Annotated in this window: 18 protein-coding genes; 5 read left to right on the top strand and 13 right to left on the bottom strand. The window is 73.0% G+C overall.

The window, feature by feature from the left end; translation table 11 throughout:
- The first annotated feature begins 8 nt into the window (after window positions 1–8).
- Window positions 9–872, top strand: a complete 864-nt coding sequence (locus tag ACFYW7_RS20450; protein WP_389504199.1) for a 3-hydroxybutyryl-CoA dehydrogenase — start codon at window positions 9–11, stop codon at window positions 870–872.
- Between the two features lie 214 nt (window positions 873–1086).
- On the top strand, window positions 1087–1344 hold the full coding sequence (locus ACFYW7_RS20445) for a hypothetical protein (protein WP_389504197.1): 258 nt from the start codon (window positions 1087–1089) through the stop codon (window positions 1342–1344).
- A 30-nt stretch (window positions 1345–1374) separates the two neighbouring features.
- Here the strand turns inward: ACFYW7_RS20445 and ACFYW7_RS20440 are convergent, their stop codons facing one another.
- The 10 genes from ACFYW7_RS20440 to infC all read right to left on the bottom strand — a co-directional run bounded on the left by ACFYW7_RS20440 (window position 1375) and on the right by infC (window position 13105).
- Window positions 1375–1920, bottom strand: a complete 546-nt coding sequence (locus tag ACFYW7_RS20440) for an NUDIX hydrolase (RefSeq protein WP_389504195.1) — start codon at window positions 1918–1920, stop codon at window positions 1375–1377.
- 163 nt (window positions 1921–2083) lie between these two features.
- A complete protein-coding gene (locus tag ACFYW7_RS20435; protein WP_389504193.1) occupies window positions 2084–3424 on the bottom strand; it encodes a transcriptional regulator in 1341 nt (446 codons plus the stop codon).
- 520 nt (window positions 3425–3944) lie between these two features.
- Complete coding sequence (locus tag ACFYW7_RS20430; RefSeq protein WP_389504191.1) at window positions 3945–5186, bottom strand: PP2C family protein-serine/threonine phosphatase; 1242 nt, start codon at window positions 5184–5186, stop codon at window positions 3945–3947.
- A 286-nt stretch (window positions 5187–5472) separates the two neighbouring features.
- The gene (gene pheT / locus ACFYW7_RS20425; RefSeq protein ID WP_389504189.1) at window positions 5473–7977 is read right to left on the bottom strand and encodes a phenylalanine--tRNA ligase subunit beta; all 2505 of its coding nucleotides are present in this window, start codon (window positions 7975–7977) and stop codon (window positions 5473–5475) included.
- On the bottom strand, window positions 7977–9104 hold the full coding sequence (gene pheS, locus ACFYW7_RS20420; protein ID WP_389504187.1) for a phenylalanine--tRNA ligase subunit alpha: 1128 nt from the start codon (window positions 9102–9104) through the stop codon (window positions 7977–7979). Before pheS ends, pheT begins: the two co-directional genes overlap by 1 nt.
- 182 nt (window positions 9105–9286) lie before the next feature.
- A complete protein-coding gene (locus tag ACFYW7_RS20415) occupies window positions 9287–10462 on the bottom strand; it encodes an ATP-binding protein (RefSeq protein WP_389504184.1) in 1176 nt (391 codons plus the stop codon).
- 53 nt (window positions 10463–10515) lie between these two features.
- Complete coding sequence (locus ACFYW7_RS20410) at window positions 10516–11376, bottom strand: TrmH family RNA methyltransferase (RefSeq protein WP_389504180.1); 861 nt, start codon at window positions 11374–11376, stop codon at window positions 10516–10518.
- A 219-nt stretch (window positions 11377–11595) separates the two neighbouring features.
- The gene (gene rplT / locus ACFYW7_RS20405; RefSeq protein WP_329212826.1) at window positions 11596–11979 is read right to left on the bottom strand and encodes a 50S ribosomal protein L20; all 384 of its coding nucleotides are present in this window, start codon (window positions 11977–11979) and stop codon (window positions 11596–11598) included.
- A gap of 96 nt (window positions 11980–12075) precedes the next feature.
- Entirely contained in the window at window positions 12076–12270 is a 195-nt protein-coding gene (rpmI, locus tag ACFYW7_RS20400; RefSeq protein ID WP_389504176.1) for a 50S ribosomal protein L35, read from the bottom strand.
- 106 nt (window positions 12271–12376) lie between these two features.
- Entirely contained in the window at window positions 12377–13105 is a 729-nt protein-coding gene (gene infC / locus ACFYW7_RS20395) for a translation initiation factor IF-3 (protein ID WP_389504644.1), read from the bottom strand.
- A gap of 392 nt (window positions 13106–13497) precedes the next feature.
- On the opposite strand from infC, the gene ACFYW7_RS20390 reads away from it, so the two are divergent.
- Complete coding sequence (locus tag ACFYW7_RS20390; RefSeq protein WP_151468384.1) at window positions 13498–13854, top strand: DUF1844 domain-containing protein; 357 nt, start codon at window positions 13498–13500, stop codon at window positions 13852–13854.
- 29 nt (window positions 13855–13883) lie between these two features.
- On the opposite strand, the gene ACFYW7_RS20385 is transcribed toward ACFYW7_RS20390, so the two are convergent.
- Window positions 13884–14615, bottom strand: a complete 732-nt coding sequence (locus ACFYW7_RS20385) for an SseB family protein (RefSeq protein WP_389504174.1) — start codon at window positions 14613–14615, stop codon at window positions 13884–13886.
- A gap of 148 nt (window positions 14616–14763) precedes the next feature.
- On the opposite strand from ACFYW7_RS20385, the gene ACFYW7_RS20380 reads away from it, so the two are divergent.
- Window positions 14764–15726, top strand: a complete 963-nt coding sequence (locus ACFYW7_RS20380; protein WP_389504172.1) for a serine hydrolase — start codon at window positions 14764–14766, stop codon at window positions 15724–15726.
- Window positions 15727–15893: 167 nt separating this feature from the next.
- Here ACFYW7_RS20380 and mycP read toward each other — a convergent pair whose 3' ends face one another.
- Entirely contained in the window at window positions 15894–17327 is a 1434-nt protein-coding gene (gene mycP / locus ACFYW7_RS20375; protein ID WP_389504170.1) for a type VII secretion-associated serine protease mycosin, read from the bottom strand.
- Window positions 17324–18142, bottom strand: a complete 819-nt coding sequence (locus tag ACFYW7_RS20370; RefSeq protein WP_389504168.1) for a hypothetical protein — start codon at window positions 18140–18142, stop codon at window positions 17324–17326. Before ACFYW7_RS20370 ends, mycP begins: the two co-directional genes overlap by 4 nt.
- A gap of 781 nt (window positions 18143–18923) precedes the next feature.
- Between ACFYW7_RS20370 and ACFYW7_RS20365 the strand changes: the two genes are divergently transcribed.
- Window positions 18924–19190, top strand: coding sequence for a hypothetical protein (locus ACFYW7_RS20365; RefSeq protein WP_389504166.1), 267 nt, complete (start codon window positions 18924–18926; stop codon window positions 19188–19190).
- Window positions 19191–19821 lie beyond the last annotated feature (631 nt).

The following is a 19821-nucleotide window of genomic DNA, read 5'->3' as shown; positions in this document are numbered from 1 at the left end:
GGGACGATGTGACCGACATCGAACGCGTCGGAGTGGTGGGCTGCGGCCAGATGGGAGCGGGCATTGCCGAGGTGTGCGCCCGCGCCGGTCTCGACGTCAAGGTCGCCGAGACCACCGGAGAAGCCCTGGAGATCGGCCGGACCCGGCTCTTCTCCTCCCTCGCCAAGGCGGCCGGGCGCGGAAAGATCTCCGAGGACGAGCTCAAGGCCACCCAGGACCGGCTGAGCTTCACCACGGACCTCGGCGAGTTCGCCGACCGCGACCTCGTGATCGAGGCCGTCGTCGAGAACGAGCAGGTGAAGACCGAGATCTTCCAGGTGCTCGACCAGGTGATGACCAGGCCGGACGCGATCCTGGCCTCCAACACCTCCTCGATCCCGCTGGTGAAGCTGGCCGTCGCGACCTCGCGTCCCGACCAGGTCATCGGCATCCACTTCTTCAACCCGGCTCCGGTGCAGCAGCTCGTCGAGCTGATCCCGGCGCTGACCACCTCCGAGGGCACCATCAGCCGCGCCCAGCTGTTCGCCGAGAAGGCGCTCGGCAAGCACGCGATCCGCGCCCAGGACCGCTCGGGCTTCGTGGTCAACGCGCTGCTGATCCCGTACCTCCTGTCCGCGATCCGGATGTTCGAGTCGGGCATGGCGAGCCGCGAGGACATCGACAACGGCATGGAGATGGGCTGCGCCCACCCGATGGGCCCGCTCAAGCTGTCCGACCTGATCGGTCTCGACACGGTGGCCTCGGTCGCGTACTCGATGTACGAGGAGTACAAGGAGCCGCTCTACGCCGCTCCCCCGCTGCTCCAGCGCATGGTCGACGCCGGCCGCCTCGGCCGGAAGTCCGGCTCGGGCTTCTACGCCTACGGCCAGTGACAGGCGGACCCTGACCGAACGCCCCCTCCGTCCCACGGAGTCCGGGCGGGCGCGGGCCCGGCACCTTCCTCGGTGCCGGGCCCGCGCCGTTCGCACGCCGTGTGCGCGCCGGGCCCGCATATGCCGCGCGCACACGCTCCCCACGCGTCCACCAGGCGAGTTGACTTTCCGTGCGCACACAAGGGATGTGCCGACTACGGAAAGGAGCGGACCCGTGACCGCCGACCCCGAGCATCCCGTGGCACCGAAGGAACTCGCGGAGTTACGCCGGTCCCTCGAAGTGGGTCTCACCCGCATCGAGGGAGGGCTGGCACTGCTCACCCAGCGCGACGACCAGACGGCCAAGGACCTCGATGATCTCAGCACCCGGATCGTCGCGCTCGAACACACCCGCTGGCCGCTGCCCACCCTCGCCGCCGTCGCCGGCGTGGGCGCGTTGGCGGTGGCGGTCTGGCAGGCCCTGGGCCACTAGGCCCCCGCCGGATCCAGGACGACGGGGGGATCAGCTCAACACGTCCTGCCCGAGCCTGAGATGGTGCAGGAGGAGCAGCGCGGCGGCCATGTTGGCGGCCGGGACCTCACCGCGGGCGACCATGTCCGGGACGAGCTTCAGGGGGACCCACTCCCTGCGGTCGGACTCGAAGTCGTCCACGGGGTGTCCGATGTAGGCACCCTCGTCGGACCAGTAGATGTGATGCCGGGCGTCGGTGAGCCCGTTGGAGGGCTCGACGCTCATCAGATGCCGTAAGGGTCCCGGCCGCCAGCCGGTCTCCTCCTCCAGTTCACGGGCCGCGGCCACGACGAGGTCCTCGCCGTCCTCGACGACGCCCGCCGCGAGCTCCCACCCCCAGCTGTCGGTGATGAAGCGGTGCCGCCACAGGAGCAGCACCTCGTTGGCCTCGTTCACCACGGTCGCCACGGCGACGGGCCGCAGCCGTATCAGGAAGTGATCGAGATGTCGCCCGTCCGGCAGCTCCACGTCCGCGAGGTTGACGCTGAACCAGCGGTTTTCATACACAGTTTGTTCGTTCTGTTTCGTCCACTGCACGGTTATGCCACCTTCCGCCGAGTAGATGGCAATATCGCAGCCGCAGTCTCCTGACAGCAGGTGCGCAGCGGGCGGGGCTGGGGCAGGGACGGCGCACACGGCGGGCCGGAGCGGCGACCCGGCGGTCCGGTGCGAGAGAGGTGGGACGGCTTTCGAGTGGCCCCTACAGCGGTACGCGCAGTGCGCCGTCGATGAGTTCCGCGGCCTCCGTCGTGCCGGCGCAGCCGCTGCGCGCCAGGTGCTCGCGCACCGCGCGAAGTCTGTCGCGCAGCCGCTGGGACTCCATCCCCCTCGCCTGCTCGGCCATCCGGACGGCGGTGGCCACCGCCTTGTCCGCGTCGCCCTGGCGCAGCTCGATCTGACTGAGCATCGCCAGCCGGTGCACGCGGCCCCGGTCGTGCGCCGGATTGCCGACGGCCGCGACGGCGTGCTCCGAGGCGGCCACCAGGTCGCCGAGGCTGAGCAGCGCCTCCGCCACCTGCACGTTGACCAGTCCCGGCTGGACATAGCCGGTCTCGTCCGGTTCGTAACCACGCCGGATGCGATCGGCGGCCTGCTCGGCACGCCGGATGCAGGAGAGCGCGCTGCTGCCGTCGCCGAGGTGGGCGTACGCCTTGGCCTGCATCGCGTACAGGTCGGAGGCGAGCGCCGGAGTGATGTGGCGCCCCGCGGCGCGCAGCGCGGCCTCGGCGAAGGCGACCGCCTGCCGGTACTCACGCATGAACAGCGACTGGTTGACGAGCAGGGCTATGACGTACGCGCCGAGTCCCCGGTCCCCACTGGCCTTCGCCAGGCGCAGCGCCTGGTGGAAGTAGCGCTGGGCCAGCCCGTGCGCGTCGGAGTCGTAGGCGCAGATGCCCGCGATGGCCACCAACCCACCCGTCGCGCGGTGGAGTTGACGGCCGGTGGCGTCGGTGTAGCTGCCGCGCAGCAGGGGCGCGGTCTCCGAGTTGAGGAAGCCGACGATCCGGGTGCGGGTCGCGATGCCCCCGGCCTTGCGGTACATCTGCTCGTAGTGGGCGCGGGCCGCCCGCAGCATCTCGATGTCGGCCATGCTGACCTGATGGCGGCCGCCGCGGGAGACGTCCACGTCCTCGGGCGGGTTCTCCCACTCCCACACGGGCATCACCGCGGGTGTGCCGGTCACGGCGGGTGCGCCGAGGAGGTGAGGGCGCTGCTGTTCGTCGGAGCGCCACAGGGCGGTGGCGCGTTCGACGAAGCCGGACAGCGAACCGGCGTGCGGGGTGGACGGTTCGCCGGGGACCCCGAGGCCGATGTCGTCCAGGGTGACGGGCCGGTGGAGCCGCGCCGCGAGCACCTCGCAGATGAGGTCGGGCACTTGGCCGCGCGGCCGCTGGCCCTTCAACCACCGTGCCACGGCGGTGTGTTCGTAGCGGAGCGCGAGTCCGCGCGCCCGTCCCGCCTGGTTGACATGGGCGGCGAGTCCCGCGTGCGAGATGCCGGCCTCGTCCAGGATCGCGTCGAGCAGGGTGTTGGGCTGCATACAGGCCCCCGAGTGGCTCGTTGCCGACGGCGCCGATATCGTGCCCGACCGCGCGCCGCACCGCGCCCGACAGAGTAGCGCGTCCCGTTTCGCACGGGGTGTGAAGCGAATGCCCGTATCCGTACCGTACGCGCACTGTCGCGGAGAGTTTCGGACCGGTTGACTGAAATGCCTCGCAAGAGGCCGGTCGGGCCGCCGGCTCCCCCTCGTACAGTGCGGCGGCCCGCTCGCGCCGTCCGCCCGGCCGCCTGTCCGACACTCCGCGGCGGGGCGGACGGCCGGGACCGGCCCCGCCGGGGCGACCGCGGGACTCCGGTCGTCCGGACGGGTCCCGTGGCCGGGCGTGTCCGGGGCGGCGGAACCGCATGCCGCCGCCCCCAGGACACGGACACCGCACCCGCTCCCTCGGCCGGAAGGACGCTGGGCCCTGTCGTCACCTTCCCGACCGCCCCGCGACGCCACGCGCGCACGCTCGCCGCAGGGCCGCCCTCCCTGCGACGACGGGAGGTGACGACAGGACCTAGCGGGGCAGGTGATGGGAGACCCGGCCCTGTTTCAGGGCGACGCGCCGACGGTCGTTGCGCAGCACCAGAAGGGCCACGTCGTCGGCGGGCCGGCCGCGGGTGTGGCGCAGCAGGGCGGCGAAGACGGCGCGCAGGACGGACCGCGGCACGACGGGGCCGTCGCGGACCGCCTCCGTGAGCGTCGCGAGCAGCGGAAAGAACCGTCCCTGGGGATCACGGGCGTCCTCGGCACCGTCAGTGTGCAGGAAGAGCCCCTCACCGGGCAGGAGTTGCCCGCACGGTTCGGCCGCGAGACCGTCCGGGAGCGGGAACGGCCCGAGCGGGGGCAGCGGTTCGGCGTGGACCAGCGGGCGGACCCGGCCCCGGCCGAGCAGATACGGCCAGGGGTGGCCGCAGTTGAGTACGTACACCTCGCCGTCGCGGCGGATCTCCAGCAGCAGGAGGGTCACGAACTCCTCGGCGGCCGGGCCGTCGAAGTCCGTGCAGGCCGAGGGGTGTCCGGCCCGCTCGCGCAGATGCCGGGCCAGCGCCCGCTCGAGTCGCGCGAGCACGCCGCCGAGGTCGGGTTCGTCGTGCGCGGCCTCGCGGAAGCTGCCGAGGACGGCGGCGACGGGACCGATGGCGCCGAGTCCGTGGCCGCGGACGTCTCCCATCACGACCCGCACTCCGTGCTCGGTGGCGATCGCCTCGTACAGATCACCGCCGACGCTCGCGCCCCGGTCGGCGGAGAGCTGGGTCGCGGCGATGTTCAGCCCGTCGATCGACGGGGGCAGCGGGCGCAGCAGGACGTTCTGCGCGGCCCCCGCGACTCTGCGGATCTGCCGGAGCTCACGCAGCATCACCCTTCGGACCTGGGCCGTCAGTCCGACGCCGACCGCGAGGAAGACGGCGCCGGTGGCGACGCGGGCACCGAGTCCGTTCTGCTGCGCGAGCGGACAGGCCATCGTGTACGAGATGGCCAACGCGCCCCAGACGACGGGCAGCCCGAGGCTCAGCGCCCGGCGCGGGGGCAGCCGCTCGGCGGTGCGGCGGGCCCGACGGCCGAGGACGTCGGGGTCGCCGCGTCCACGGCCCCGTCGGTCGAATCCGGTCCGGGGCCCGCCGCCGCGCACCGCCCGGGTGATGCGGGCCCGCAGCCTCCCGCCCCGGCGCCGCAGCCCGTGAACGCCCCCGGCCGGGTCCCCCGAACGCGTCCGGAGCGTCGCCCTGCGGGGTGCCCCACCTCTGATACGGATCATGCCGATTGGCCCCCCAAAAGGCACGGACAGCGCAGACGGCCTCGGAGAGACCGGTCCGATTCTGTCGACCGCCCGCCCCGGCCGGGCCGGATCGCCCGGGCACATCACCCGAACGAGTGAGGTGACTTCAGGCGCCCGCATTTATGCAGGCCGGAGCCGGGAAGCCCGGAAAGGGGAGCGGGGAGCCGTGCGCCCGGCCGCGAACGATCCACGGCACCGAACGGCGCACAGCTCCCCGGTACGACCGGTGGCACCCCGGGTGGAACCCCGGGGAACCCGTCAGGTCCTAGGCTCCGCGCAACACGGCTCCCACGCGCTCGGCGGCCAGCGCCACCGCCGCGTCGCGCGCCGCGGAGGCCTCGTCGACGGTCAGGGTGCGGTCGGCGGCACGGAACCGCAGCGCGTAGGCGAGGGACTTCTTGTCCTCGCCGAGCTGCTCGCTCTCGTACTCGTCGAACAGCCGGATGGACTCCAGGAGTTCACCCGCGCCCTCGCGCAGCGCCGCCTCGACGTCCGTGTGCGGGACGGCCTTGCCGACGACCAGCGCGACATCCTGCGTGGCGACCGGGAAGGTCGAGATCTTCGGGCCCTTGGGGTGGCCCGAGCTCGCCCGCTCCAGCACGTCCAGGTCCAGCTCCATCGCGCAGGTGCGCGCGGGCAGGCCCAGCGTCTTCAGCACCCCTGGGTGCAGCTCACCGGCGTACCCGATGACCTGCTCCGCACCGTCCACGACGACCGCGAGCTCGGCGCAGCGGCCCGGGTGCCACGGCCCGTACTGACCGGAGCGGACGAGGAGTTCGGTCCCCGCCTCGCGGGCCAGGGTGCGCGCGGCCTCGATCGCGTCGGCCCAGTCGGCCGGGCGGCCCTTGTCCCACCAGCCGGCCTGCTCGCGGGCGCCCGCGAGGACGACGGCGGCGTGCCGGGGCTGGACGGGAAGCGCGGCGGTCAGGGAGGCGACCTGCTCGTCGGTGGGACGGCGGTCGACGGGCAGCCGCCCGGCGACGCGCAGTTCCTCCTGCGGCTGGAAGACCAGGCCCGTCTCGAAGAGGGCAAGGTCGTGGCTGCCGCGTCCGTCGTTGCGGCGCAGGCTCTGGAGCAGACCCGGCAGCAGCGTCGTACGGAGCGCGGGCTCCTCGTCGGAGAGCGGGTTGACCAGCTTGACGACCTTGCGCTTCGGGTCGTCGGCGGCCAGACCGAACTGGTCGAAGACATGCTCGCCGATGAACGGGTAGTTCGGCGCCTCCACGTATCCGGCGCCGGCCAGCGCGCGGCCGATCCGGCGGTGCAGGCGCTGCCGGTCGGTGAGACCGAGGCCGGCCGGGGGCTTCGGCAGCGTGGAGGGCAGGTTCTCGTAGCCCTCGAGACGGATGACCTCTTCGGCGAGGTCGTTCGGGTCCGTCAGGTCGGGCCGCCACGACGGGACGGTGACCAGGAGCTCGTCCTGTCCGTAGACGTCGCAGCCGACCTGCTGGAGGCGGCGGACGACGGTCTCGCGGCCGTAGTCGACACCGGCCACCTTGTCCGGGTGGTTCGCCGGGATGGTGATGGTGTGCGGGGCCGACGGCGTGATGACCTCGGTCACCCCGGCGTCGGCGGTGCCGCCCGCGAGGAGCACGAGCAGGTCGACGGTCCGCTGGGCCGCGGCGGACGCGGCCTCGGGGTCGACGCCGCGCTCGAAGCGCTTGGACGCCTCGGAGGCCAGCTTGTGACGGCGGGCCGTGCGCGCGATCGAGATCGCGTCGAAGTGCGCGGCCTCGATGACGACCTCGGTCGTGGTGCCCTCGGTGTCGTCGATCTCGGTGTGGGCGCCGCCCATGACCCCCGCGAGGCCGATGGGCCCGCGGTCGTCGGTGATCACCAGGTCCTCGGCGTGGAGCGTGCGCTTGACGCCGTCGAGGGTGGTGAGCTTCTCGCCCTTCTCGGCCCGGCGCACGCCGATGGTGCCCTGGACCCGGCCGCGGTCGTAGGCGTGCAGGGGCTGGCCGAGCTCCAGCATCACGTAGTTGGTGACGTCGACGGCCAGCGAGATCGGGCGCATCCCGGCCTTCTGAAGCCGGCGCCGCAGCCAGATCGGGGACCGGGCGTCCGGGTCGAGCCCGGTCACGGTGCGCGCGGTGAAGCGGTCGCAGCCCATCGGGTCGGAGATCTGCACCGGGTGGCCGAACGCGTTCGGGGCCGGTACGTCGAGCAGCGCGGGGTCGCTCAGCGGCAGACCGTAGGCGATGGCGGCCTCGCGGGCCACGCCGCGCAGCGACAGGGCGTAGCCGCGGTCGGGCGTGACGGCGATGTCGAGGACCTCGTCGACGAGCTGGAGCAGCTCGATCGCGTCGGTGCCGACCTCGACCTCGGGCGGCAGCACGATGATGCCGCCGGTGCCGTCGTCGCCCATGCCCAGCTCGTCGCCGGAGCAGATCATGCCGTGCGAGGTCTTGCCGTACGTCTTGCGCGCGGCGATCGCGAAGTTGCCGGGCAGCACGGCGCCGGGCAGCACCACGACGACCTTGTCGCCGACGGCGAAGTTGCGGGCGCCGCAGACGATCTCCTGGGGCTCACCGGTGCCGTTGGCCGTACCGACGTTCACGGTGCAGAAGCGGATGGGCTTCTTGAACTCCGTCAGTTCCTCGATGGTGAGCACCTGGCCGACGACCAGGGGGCCCTTGAGGTCGGCGCCGAGCTGCTCGACGCTCTCGACCTCCAGGCCTGCCGAAATGAGCTTGGCCTGGACGTCGCGCCCGGTCTCCGTCGCCGGCAGGTCGACGTACTCCCGCAGCCAAGAAAGCGGGACCCGCATCAGATCTCCATCCCGAACGGCCGGGTGAACCGGACGTCACCCTCGACCATGTCTCGCATGTCTTCTACGTTGTGACGGAACATCAGCATCCGCTCGATGCCGAACCCGAAGGCGAATCCGCTGTACTTCTCCGGGTCCACGCCGCAGGCGACCAGCACGCGCGGGTTGACCATGCCGCAGCCGCCGAGCTCGATCCAGCCCTCGGAGGAGCAGGTCCGGCAGGGACGGTCGGGGTTGCCGACGGACTCGCCCTTGCAGACGTAGCAGAGCATGTCCATCTCGGCGGACGGCTCGGTGAAGGGGAAGTAGTTCGGACGCAGCCGGGTCTTCATGTCCGAGCCGAAGAGCGACTGGACCATGTGGTCCAGGGTGCCCTTGAGGTCGGCCATGGTCAGGCCCTCGTCGATGGCCAGCAGCTCGATCTGGTGGAAGACCGGGGTGTGCGTGGCGTCGAGCTCGTCCGTGCGGTAGACGCGGCCGGGGCACACGACGTAGACGGGCGGCTCGCGGTCGAGCATGGCGCGGGCCTGCACCGGTGAGGTGTGGGTGCGCAGCACGACACCGGACTCGTCGCCGTGGGTGCCCTCGGGCCCCTGGACGAAGAAGGTGTCCTGCATCTGCCGGGCCGGGTGGTCGGGCGTGAAGTTGAGCGCGTCGAAGTTGAACCACTCCGCCTCGACCTCGGGGCCCTCGGCGACCTCGTATCCCATGGACACGAAGACGTCCGCGACCCGCTCCATCATGGTGGTCAGCGGATGCCGGGCGCCCGCGGGTACACGGTCGTACGGCAGGGTGACGTCCACCGCCTCCTCGACCAGTACGCGCGCGTCGCGCTCGGCTTCCAGTTCGGCCTGGCGGCCGGCGAGTGCCTTGTTCACGGCGCCGCGGGCCTGGCCGACGAGCTTGCCCGCCGCCGCCTTGGCCTGCGGGGGCAGTGCGCCGATCTCGCGGTTGGCGAGGGCCAGCGGAGAGGTGCCGCCGGTGTGGGCGACCTTGGCCTCCTGGAGCGCGTCGAGGTCACCGGCGGCCGCGAAGGCGGCGAGCGCCTCGTCCCGCATGCGCTCGATCTCTTCCGGTTTCAAGGCCTCGACCTCTACAGGGTCGTACGACTTATTAGGTGCCGACATCTCTTCCCGTGCTTCCGGTTGGCTGGCTGAGGGTCCCCGTCACCGACCCGGAGACGAATCGTCCGCAGATGAGAGGACGCGAAGGTGCCAAGGTCCGAGTCTATCGGGGGTGGGGGCCTGCCCAGGACTGGGCGTCCTCGCGGTGCTCCCGTGCTGATGCGCCCGTGGCGGCCGCTGCGGCGTCAGAGGAGATACGCCGGGGTGGCCACGGGCAGCGTAAATCGGAACTCGGCTCCCCCGCCGGGGGCTCGGCCGACCGTGATGGAGCCGCCGTGGGCCTCGACGATGCCCTTGACGATGTAGAGCCCGAGGCCGGTGCCACCGCGCTTGCTGCCCCGCCAGAAGCGGGTGAAGACGCGGTTCATGGACTCCTCCGGGATTCCGGTGCCCTCGTCGCTCACGGTGACCGACGTGACGGCACTGGCCGTGCCCTCGTCGTCCGGCCGCTCACGCGGGGGCATCGAGGGTGCCACGTCGATGGTGACGGTTCCCTCGCCGTGGCGCACCGCATTTTCGATGAGGTTGCTGAGCACCTGGTCGACCTTGTCCGGGTCGGCCCAGAGCGCGGGCAGGGGCTGTTCGACGCGCAGCAGGAACCGGTCGGCGGGCTGGCCCGAGGCGACGTACGCCTGGATGTGACGGCTTACGGCGGCGCCCATGTCGACGGGCTGGCGGCGCACTTCGAGGCGCCCGGAGTCGATGCGGGAGATGTCGAGGAGCTCGGCGATGAGCCGGGTGACGCGGTTCGCGTCGGCGTCGACGGTCTCCAGCATCAGTTTCTTCTGGTCGTCGGTGAAGCGTTCCCATTTGGCGAGCAGGGTCGCCGTGAAGCCCTTGACGGAGGTGAGCGGCGAGCGCAGTTCATGGGCGACCGTGGCGATCAGCTCGGCGTGGCTGCGCTCGGTCCGGCGGCGGGCCTCGGTGTCCCGCAGGCAGACGACGACCCGGCGGACCGGGCCGGTGGGCCGGGTGCGGACGTAGCGGGCGGAGACGAGGACCTCACGGCCACCGGGGAGCAGCAGGTTGCGCTCGGGCTGGCCGTTGCGGATGGCGAGGCCGCCGTAGGGATCGGTGAGCTGCCACCAGCGGCGGCCTTCCAGGTCCTCCAGGGGGAGCGCCGATTCGAGCCGGCTGCCGAGGGCCTCGACGGCGGGTACCGCGGTGATGCGGGCGGCGGCGGCGTTGAAGCAGATCACCCGGCCGTGCTCGTCGGCGACGACGATCCCGTCGGGCAGGTCGTCGGGGTCTATCCCCAGCGCGGGACCGGCTCCCGCGGTGTCATCGTGCGGGGACGCGGACGGGCCGCGCACGTCTCGTGCTCGCAGCGCGCTCTGCGCGCCGCCCGTGCCGACACTCATCCCCGTACTCCACCTCTCGTCCGGCGCAGAGGGCCCCCGAGCCCGTCACCCTACTAGCTGTCGGTGACGGAGCGGCACCCTGTGGAGGCGCGCTGTGCACGGGCTGACGCGTAGAGACATACGGCCGCGGCCGTGGCCAGGTTCAGGCTCTCGGCCTTTCCGTGGATGGGAACGCGCACGACCGCGTCGGCCAGCGCGCGGGTCTCCTCCGGGAGCCCCCAGGCCTCGTTGCCGAACACCCAGGCGGTGGGACCGCCCATGGTCCCCTTGTCCAGTTCGTCGTCGAGGTCGTCCTCACCGGCGCCGTCGGCGGCGAGGATGCGGATCCCCGCCGCCTTGAGGCCCGCGACGGCCTGCTCGACGGGCACGCCGACGGCGACGGGCAGATGGAACAGGGAACCGACGGAGGCCCGTACGGACTTGGGGTTGTAGAGGTCGACGGACGCGTCGGTCAGGACGACGGCCTCGGCGCCCGCGGCGTCCGCGCAGCGCAGCACGGTCCCGGCGTTCCCCGGGTCGCGGACGTGGGCGAGGACGGCGACGAGCTTCGGGCGGGCCTCCAGGATGTCCTCGAAGGGCGTGTCCAGGAAGCGGCAGACCCCGACGAGACCCTGCGGGGTGACGGTCGTGGAGATGTCCGCGACGACCTGCTCGTCGGCGAGGTGCACCCGGGCGCCGGCGCTCCGGGCGCCGGCGACGATGTCGGCGTAGCGCTCCGCGGCCTCGACGGTGGCGAACAGTTCCACGAGGGTGGCGGCGCCGTCGGCGCGGTGCGCCGCGGCCTCCCGGACGGCCTGCGGTCCCTCGGCGAGGAACAGCCGCTCCTTGCCCCGGAAGTTCCGCCGGGCCAGCCGCCGGGCGGCCAGGACACGCGGGGAACGGGGCGAGATCAGCTCGGGGCTGGCGGAGGGCATGTTCTGGTTCACCTTCGGTATCGGTGCGGTTCGCACGGCAGCGGGGGCGACTGTGTCCCAGGGGCGCGGGGCCCTGTCGATCTGCTGCTCCGCCGCGTGGGCGCGACCGGCCGCCGACGGCCCGCGCCCGGACGACCATCCGTGGGGGAGCAGCAAAGGACCCGCAGGTCTGCAACCTGCGGGTCCTTATCGTCACATCGGCTCAGAGCCAGCGTGGCGTCACGCGGCCTTCGGCGCGTTGACGTCCGACGGCAGGGCCTTCTGCGCGACCTCGACGAGCGCGGCGAACGCGTTGGCGTCGTTGACGGCCAGCTCCGCGAGGATCTTGCGGTCCACCTCGATGTTGGCGGCGTTCAGACCCTGGATGAGGCGGTTGTACGTCATGCCGTTCTGGCGGGCCGCAGCGTTGATGCGCTGGATCCACAGCCGACGGAAGTCGCCCTTGCGCTTCTTGCGGTCGTTGTAGTTGTAGACCAGGGAGTGGGTGACCTGCTCCTTGGCCTTGCGGTACAGGCGCGAACGCTGACCGCGGTAGCCCTTGGCCGCCTCGAGGATCGCCCGGCGCTTCTTGTGGGCGTTTACTGCCCGCTTGACGCGTGCCACTTTTTAACTCCTTGTTGCGGGGCCACGGTGGTACTCACACGGCCCGAAATCGATTGGGTCCCGGATTTGGACGAACAGCGCCGAGGCGCCGGTACGTCACTTGCCGAGAAGCTTCTTGATCTTCGCGGCGTCGCCCGGGGCCATCTCGGCGGTGCCGGTGAGACGACGCGTCACGCGGGACGACTTGTGCTCGAGCAGGTGGCGCTTGCCGGCGCGCTCACGCATCACCTTGCCGGAGCCGGTGATCTTGAAGCGCTTGCTGGCACCGCTGTGCGACTTGTTCTTCGGCATAGCGCCGTTCTCTCCTCGTCAGTGGCGTTCCGGTGCCCGGTCGCAAGACCGGGCACGGTGGAACGTCATATGTATGGATTGACATCCCGGGGTGTCAGCCCTGGGATCACGCCTCGGCGGACGCCTCGGCCGGAGCCTCGGCGGATACCTCGGTGGTCTCGCCCTCGGCGGCCTCACCGTCGACGATGTCGCCTTCGACGATGTCGCCGTCAGCGGCGTTCTGCGAGCGACCCGGGTTGGCCTTAGCTTCTGCCTTACGGGCTGCCTGGGCCTCACGGGCCTCGGCCATCGCCTCGGTCTTCTTCTTGTGGGGACCGAGAACCATGATCATGTTTCGGCCGTCCTGCTTCGGGTTCGACTCGATGAACCCGAGGTCCTCGACGTCCGAAGCGAGACGCTGCAGCAGTCGGTAGCCGAGCTCCGGCCGGGACTGCTCGCGACCACGGAACATGATCGTGATCTTGACCTTGTCGCCCTGCTTGAGGAACCGGACGACGTGACCCTTCTTCGTGTCATAGTCGTGCGGGTCGATCTTCGGCCGGAGCTTCATCTCCTTGATGACCGTGTGCGCCTGGTTCTTGCGCGCCTCACGGGCCTTCATGGCCGACTCGTACTTGAACTTGCCGTAGTCCATGAGCTTGCAGACGGGCGGGCGAGCAGTCGCCGCCACCTCGACCAGGTCGAGGTCGTACTCCTGAGCAAGCTCAAGGGCCTTGGCAAGCGGAACAATCCCGACCTGCTCGCCGCTGGGACCGACAAGTCGCACTTCGGGAACGCGAATCCGGTCGTTGATGCGGGGCTCGGCGCTGATGGATCCTCCTAGGTAGCACCACACGGCGGTCTGGCGGACAGCCGCGTATGTCTCTGATGACACTGGGACCAACCATCGCGGGGCATGAAAAAATGCCCCTGACGGGACACAGGCGGGGCTCCATGGATTGCCGGAGCACCGCCGCGGTCAACCGCGGGGCGCGCATTCGGACGACTCCACCGTCCGTACGGAACGGTGGGGGCCGTCTGACCGGATGACCCGCCGTCCCGGGGGACAGTCAGGTGGGAGTTCGGAGCCTCCACTTGTGGGCCGAGCACATAGGTGTCCGGCCGGTCGTTACACAAGGTTAGCAGCTCCGCCGGGCAGGCGCTAACCGGAGGCCTCCCCGCCGTCGCACACCCGGCGGCGGGCTCCCGCGGACGGGGCCGCGGACGCCGGGGCCTATCGTGGGAGGCATGAGTGACACCCCTCCCCAGAACCCCGACTACGACACCATGACCCGCGACATCGCCGAGGTCCCCGCGGTCGAGGTCATCGTGACGGTCGCCGTCAACCTGATGAGCGCCGCCGCCGTGAAGCTCGGTCTCACCGAGGAGGGCGACGAGCACAAGGACCTGGACGAGGCGCGCAAGCTGGTCACCGCGCTGGCCGGGCTGCTCGACGCGAGCGCGACCGAGATCAGCTCCTTCCACGCGGCACCGCTGCGTGACGGTCTCAAGTCGCTCCAGCTGGCCTTCCGCGAGGCCTCGCTCGTCCCGGACGAGCCGGGCCAGGGCCCGGGCGAGAAGTACACGGGCCCCGTCTACGGCTGACCCGTGCCCGGGTCCCCGCGGACCCGGACCTACCCGCGTACGTACAGGGGCTCGCCCGGTGGCGTCGCCTCGGCCGGCAGAAGTGCCAGGTCGAGGCCGCGCACCAGGCGGGCCCTCAGTGTTTCGTCGGCGGCGAGCCGTTCGGCCACCGCGCGCGCGGTCGCGGCGGGGTCCGCCGACGGGTCGAGGACGAGGGCGAGCGTGCCGTCGGCCCGGCCGGGGCCGAGATGGGCGCGGACCACCCGCGGCTCGGCGGCCACCGCTGCCCGTACCGCCTCGACCACCGCGGGATCGGCGAGCGGATCGGCCGTCGTCCGCCCCTCGGCCACGGCCAGCAGGGCGGAGCCGGTCAGCTGGTAGGACACGGGTCCGGCCAGGTCCAGCACGATCGTGTCGGCCTTCTCGTGCGCCGCGGCCTCCAGGACCTGCCGCAGGCGTACGGCGACCGGGCGGGCCTCCGGGTCCCAGGCGGCCAGCGCGTCGGTGGAGGTGAAGGCGGGCAGGGCCGTGCGGTTCCCTGCCTTGAGGGTGGGCACCGCCATGTCGCTGGTCTTCTCGCGGCGCAGCCCGTTCGCGTCCTCCTCGACCTCGCCGAGCACGGCCACGATCGGCACGAGCAGCCGGGCGGTCCCGAGTGCCTCCAGGACCGGGGGCACCGCGGTGCGGTCCGCGGACCAGGCGGCGAGCGCCGCGCTCAGCCGGGGGTCGGCGGAGCCGTCGTCGTCACGGAAGCCGGGGTCGGGAATGTTCTTGTTCGCCACGGTCCCCGACCCTATCGGGGGGATGCTGCTGCGCTTGTGCGGCCCCGGAAACGCGGTGGTGACGGATTCACGATTTTCTCAGGCTTCCCTGACGCGCCTCTAACACGCGTCTAACCACGGGCACAGCCGGGCCGTCCAGCATCACGGGATGGACCGTCACAGAGCACGCGGGCGCCGCGCCCGGCCGTCGGGACGCAAGCCGCTCCTCTCCCTCGCGGTCGCCTCCGCGGTCCTCGTCGGGGCGACGGCGGCCGGGGCCGTGTACGTACAGGCACAGGCGCACGACGGCCCGGCCGCCGTATCGTCGTCGGCGCCGGCATCGCCCTCTTCGTCGCCGGCCGGGAGCGAGGAGGCGTCGGTGGAACCCGTGGCCGAGCCCTCCGTCGACCGGGACGCGCTGCTCGCGAAGGCGTTGAGGTCCGTGTCGGTGCCGGACGGCGCGAGGACGTCGGTCGCCGTGCTCGACGTCGACTCCGGTGAGAGCGCGGTCCACGGTGACGCCTCCTTCGACACCGCGAGCATCGTCAAGGTGGACATCCTGGCCGCGCTGCTGCTCCAGGCCCAGAAGGCGGACCGCCGTCTCACCGCGCGGGAGAGGACGTACGCCACCGCGATGATCGAGAACAGCGACAACGCGTCGGCGTCCGCGCTGTGGGCCGTGATCGGCCGGGCGGACGGCCTGGACTCCGCGAACAGACGCTTCGGTCTGACGGACACGGTGGGCGGCGACGGCGAGCTGTGGGGGCTGACCCGGACCACGGCGAGCGACCAGCTCAGGCTGCTCCGCCAGGTGTTCGGTGACGACTCGGAACTGAGCGGGACCTCCCGGTCCTACCTCCAGGGACTCATGGGCAAGATCGCGGCGGACCAGCGGTGGGGGGTGTCGGCCGCGGCCGACGGCTCCGGCTGGGCCCTCAAGAACGGCTGGCTGGCGCGTAGCACGACCGGGCTGTGGGTCGTCAACAGCGTCGGGCGGATCTCGGTCGACGGCCACGACTATCTGGTGGCGGCGCTGTCGAACGGCAACTCCACGCAGGCGAAGGGCATTTCCCTGGTGGAGGCGGTGGCGAAGGCCGCGGTGTCCGCGTTCGGGGACACGGTCGAGGGGTGACGGGTCCCGTACGGGACCGTGGGCGGGTGCGCCGGGTGCGCGTCCGCCGGGCACCGCGCCGTGTACGCGGGGCGCGCCCGGCGCACACAGGTGACGCGGGTGACGCGGTGGCGTACGTCGTGCCGCCGGCCCGCACTCCGTGGATCGGGGGAACTTCGAACGGGGTTCTAGGACCGGCCGAACAGGCGTGGGTCCGGGCTCCTGCGGCCGCGCCAGAGGACCACCGCCGCCGCGAGCAGCGCCAGGCCCACGGCGCCCGCGAGGGGGCCGGCCCACTTGTCCGAACCGCCGCCGTCGTCGGGGGCGTCGGGGCCCGTGCCGAAGTACTTCTGCCCGTACGCCGTCGGCCCGGGGCTTTCCGGCTCGATCTTGCCGCCGGCCTTGATGGCGGCGGCGGGGTCGATGAAGCCGAAGCCGCGGGCGTCGTCCCGGCCCCCGGAGGGGACGTCGCGGGCGGTGTCCTCCAGGAGCTGTTTGATCTGGGCCGGGGACAGGTCCGGATGGGCCGCCCTGATGAGCGCGACCGCGCCGGAGACGAACGCGGACGCCGCGCTGGTGCCCCAGCCCTCGTAGTAGCGGTCGTCCGGGTCGGCGATGACGACGTCGACACCCGGGGCGCTGACGGTGGCGTACCAGCGGCGGGTGGAGAAGGAGGCGCGGGTTCCGTAGCGGTCGACGGCGGTCGCCGCGATCACACCGGGGTACGCGGCGGGGTACGAGATGTGGTCGCCCTTCTCGCCGCCGTTGCCGGCCGAGGCGACGACGACGGCACCCTTCCGCAGCGCGTACTGGACGGCCTCGTCCTCGGCGGGCTCGGGGTGGGCGGACTTGGAGTCGTCGCCGAGGGAGAGGTTGATGACGTCGGCGCCGTGGTCGGTGGCCCAGCGGATGCCCTCGGCGAGCGCGTTGCCCCGCGTGTTGCGGGCCTTGGAGCGGGCCGGGTCCTTGTCCTCGAGGATGACGCGGACGGGCAGGACCTTCGCCTGCGGGGCGATGCCCATGACGCCGTCGGCGCCGCCCGCCCCGTGTCCGTGCCCGGCGATGATGCCCGCCATGGCCGTGCCGTGCCGTGCCCAGGGCCGGTCGCCGCGGCTCGCTCCGAAACCGACCATGTCCTTGCCCGCGAGCACGTTGCCCGCGAGGTCCGGGTGCCGGTCGTCGACGCCGGTGTCGAGGACGGCGACGGTGACGCCCTTGCCCTGGGTCGTGCGCCACGCCTCCCGGGTGTGCATCGCGTCGAGGCCCCACTGCTGGGCGCGGATGCCGTCGGCGTACGCGACGGTCGAGGGCACCAGGGCGAGGGAGCCGGCGAGGAGGACACCGAGGACACCGGACCTGCGGGAGAGCCGGGGCGGGCGGGCAGCCAGGAGCGCCCGGGCACCTTCGACGACGGCGGAGCGGTCCGGCCGGGCCGCTCCGGGCGGTCCCGGCCTCCGGTGTCGTCCGGCCGTGCCGGTCCCCGCGGTCCGGCCGGTCTCCCCCGCCATCTCGCTCTCCCCCGTCTCGTCGGTCCGCCGGGCCGGCGCGCTGTGGTCGGCGGCTGCCCGCCCGGTCGTGCCGGGCCGCCGCACGCGGTCGGCGGGGCCGTCCTCGCGGATCACGACCGCTTCTCCGTGACCGAGTCGACGACCTTGCGGAAACCCCGCTCCACCCGGTCGGCGAGGCCCTGTGCCTCGTGACCGAGGCCCGCCTGGGCCACGGCCGCGGTCGAGCCCGCCTTCGTGGCCTCGGCCGCGGGCCGCGGGGCGGTCACCTTGCGCCCGTCCGCGAACCCGGAGACGGCGTACACGACGACCGGGGCGTCCGTGAGGACCCGCTCGGTCCAGGAGGCGCGCTGGGCCTTGCCGAAGCCCTCGGCGACGGTGCCCTTCGCCGCGTAGGGGCGGGGCATGAGATCCGTGCGCCGGTCCAGGCCCTCCTTGCGGAAGCGGGCCTTCAAGGAGGTCATCGCCGCCGCGTCCGCCTTGGTGAACAGCAGTCCGACGGTGGTGACATGACTCCGGGTCGCGTCCATGTAGGTGGCGCGCAGCAGTCGCAGGCAGCCGACGGGGGCGAGCGCCTGGCGCAGCAGCGGGTCGAAGGCGGCCTCGCAGCCGGTGTCCGGTGCGACGGCGATCCGCGTCCAGCTGCGGTCGGAGCCGCCGGGTCCCGCCCCGTCGCCCCGCACGGTCGGCGGGAAGAGCACGTCCACGGGCACGCCGTGCCAGAGCTCGCCCGCCGCGGTGAAGGCGCCGCGCGAACCGGGTCCGTCCGCTTCGTCCCCGGTCAGCCAACTGCCGGTCACCGCACCGCCGATGAGCCCGAGTCCGAGAACCACGCAGGCGGCGGCGACGAGGGTACGGTGCCGGGCCCGGCCACGGAACGGACGTCCGCGCGGGGTGTCCTCGTGGTGGGTCTCGGGCTCGGCGAACGTCACGAAGGGGCGGTGCGTGCCCGGAGCGCCCTCGGCGAAGGCTCCAGGCGCAGGCGGAGCGGGAGGGGTCGCCGCGAACGGGGCCGAGACGACCGGCGGCGGGGTGACGGGCGGCGGGGTCGCGGCCCGCAGCCGGGACTTCTCGGCGTGCTCGGTCAGCAGCCGCCGGGCCGTCTCGGAGAGCCGCTCCCCGGGAACCGGTGCGGGCTCCTGGGCCCCGGTCCGCGAGGGAGAGCCGGCCGGTCGCGGGGACTCTGCGGAGTGCGGCGGCTCGGCAGGGTGCGGGGGCTCGGCGGGGTGCGGAGGCCGGGACGGACGCGAGGGTTCGAAGGCACGCGGGGTCCCCGGGACGCGCGCGGGCGCGGGCGGGTGCGGCTCGCGGGTGGGTCCCGGTCCGGGGTGCCGTGCCGCGCCGGGCCGCGACGGCCCGGTGGTCTGCGGGGCAGCACCGGGTCCCGCCGGTCCGACGGGACCCGGTGACACGTCCGGGAAGCGCGCGGAGGCCGCGGGGGGCGGCGGCGCCATCGGCCCCGGCCGTCCCTCGGGACGCAGGTGGGGGAAGCGCCGTGACTCCGGCCGGGCCGGGGACGCGGGACCCTGCGGACGTACGTCCGACGCGGGCCGGTCCTGGGCCGCGGCGGCCGCGCGGTCCGTCGGGGCCGCCTGGCGGCCCCGCTGGGGCGCTTCCGGCGCGGGGTCCTGGGACGCGGTCGGTGCCGTGGGGCGCCGAGCACCGGCCGGTGAGGCGCCGGAGGGTGCGGCACCGGCCGAGACCGTCTTCGGCGTGTCCGACGGAGGCGCCGCCGGCGCGGCGGAGGGGCCGTACGCGGGTGCGCCGGACGACGCGGGCAGGGGCCTGCCCGGGGAGACGGAGGCGGGCCGGCCGGGCGACGCGGGTATCGGGCCGCCCGCCGAAGCGGACGTCGGCGCCTCGGACGAGGCCGGTCCCGGCGTACCGGACGACGACCGGGCCGGGGACGAGGCGGGCTTCGGGGGGTCCGTCACGGCGGACACCCCGCCCGATTCCGCCGACGTGTCGAAGAAGTCGTAGGAGGGCGGCGGTGAGGGCACTCGCGAGGCGCGCACGGCTCCCGACGGGGAAGCCGGAGGGTACGTCGGCGCGGCGGCGGGCGACGGCGCCTGGGCGTCCTCGGGCGACCGGGACCCGTCTCCGCCCGCGAAACGGCCTCCCGTCGAAGCGGGCCGCTCAGGTGCCGACGGCGGGCCCGCGGGCTGGGGCGGCACCGACCGGCCCGGTGCGCGGGGCGGGCTCGCGGGGCGCGGCGGGACCAGCGGAGCGCGGTTCGACGCGCCGGGTCCCGACCCTGACGGGGTCCCCTGCCCGGTGGGCGAAGGGGGCTCGGCGGACCAGTCCTCCCCGCCCGACGGCCGGTGTCCGGACGCCGGAGACGGCGCGTTCGCCGGAGGGGGCGGGGTCAGGGGGGTCCGGGAAGGCGGGACCGGGGACGTCCGGTCGGTCGCCGGGGGTTCGGCGGGTGGGACCGTGGGACGCGGGGGAATCGAGGCGCGCCGCGCTTCCGTGCTCATGCACCCCCCGTTTCCTCGTACCGGGCTGTCGGCCGCCGCGGAGCTCGCGAGCCGTTTCGTCTCCGCGGAAGGGACTCGCCACGGGCACGCATACCCGCGACCGTGGACCGCCACCCCCGGGCAGGGCCCGCCGG

It is taken from the genome of Streptomyces sp. NPDC002580 (genome assembly GCF_042889485.1).
GTDB lineage: Bacteria > Actinomycetota > Actinomycetes > Streptomycetales > Streptomycetaceae > Streptomyces.
This window is presented reverse-complemented; position numbering and strand designations above follow the sequence as displayed.

Coding starts and splice junctions, on each gene's coding strand:
- ACFYW7_RS20410 (WP_389504180.1), bottom strand. CDS start 11,376: ATGCCCTCCGCCAGCCCCGAGCTGATCTCGCCCCGTTCCCCGCGTGTC.
- ACFYW7_RS20380 (WP_389504172.1), top strand. CDS start 14,764: ATGGACCGTCACAGAGCACGCGGGCGCCGCGCCCGGCCGTCGGGACGC.
- pheS (WP_389504187.1), bottom strand. CDS start 9,104: ATGTCGGCACCTAATAAGTCGTACGACCCTGTAGAGGTCGAGGCCTTG.
- rpmI (WP_389504176.1), bottom strand. CDS start 12,270: ATGCCGAAGAACAAGTCGCACAGCGGTGCCAGCAAGCGCTTCAAGATC.
- pheT (WP_389504189.1), bottom strand. CDS start 7,977: ATGCGGGTCCCGCTTTCTTGGCTGCGGGAGTACGTCGACCTGCCGGCG.
- ACFYW7_RS20435 (WP_389504193.1), bottom strand. CDS start 3,424: ATGCAGCCCAACACCCTGCTCGACGCGATCCTGGACGAGGCCGGCATC.
- ACFYW7_RS20390 (WP_151468384.1), top strand. CDS start 13,498: ATGAGTGACACCCCTCCCCAGAACCCCGACTACGACACCATGACCCGC.
- ACFYW7_RS20415 (WP_389504184.1), bottom strand. CDS start 10,462: ATGAGTGTCGGCACGGGCGGCGCGCAGAGCGCGCTGCGAGCACGAGAC.
- ACFYW7_RS20430 (WP_389504191.1), bottom strand. CDS start 5,186: ATGATCCGTATCAGAGGTGGGGCACCCCGCAGGGCGACGCTCCGGACG.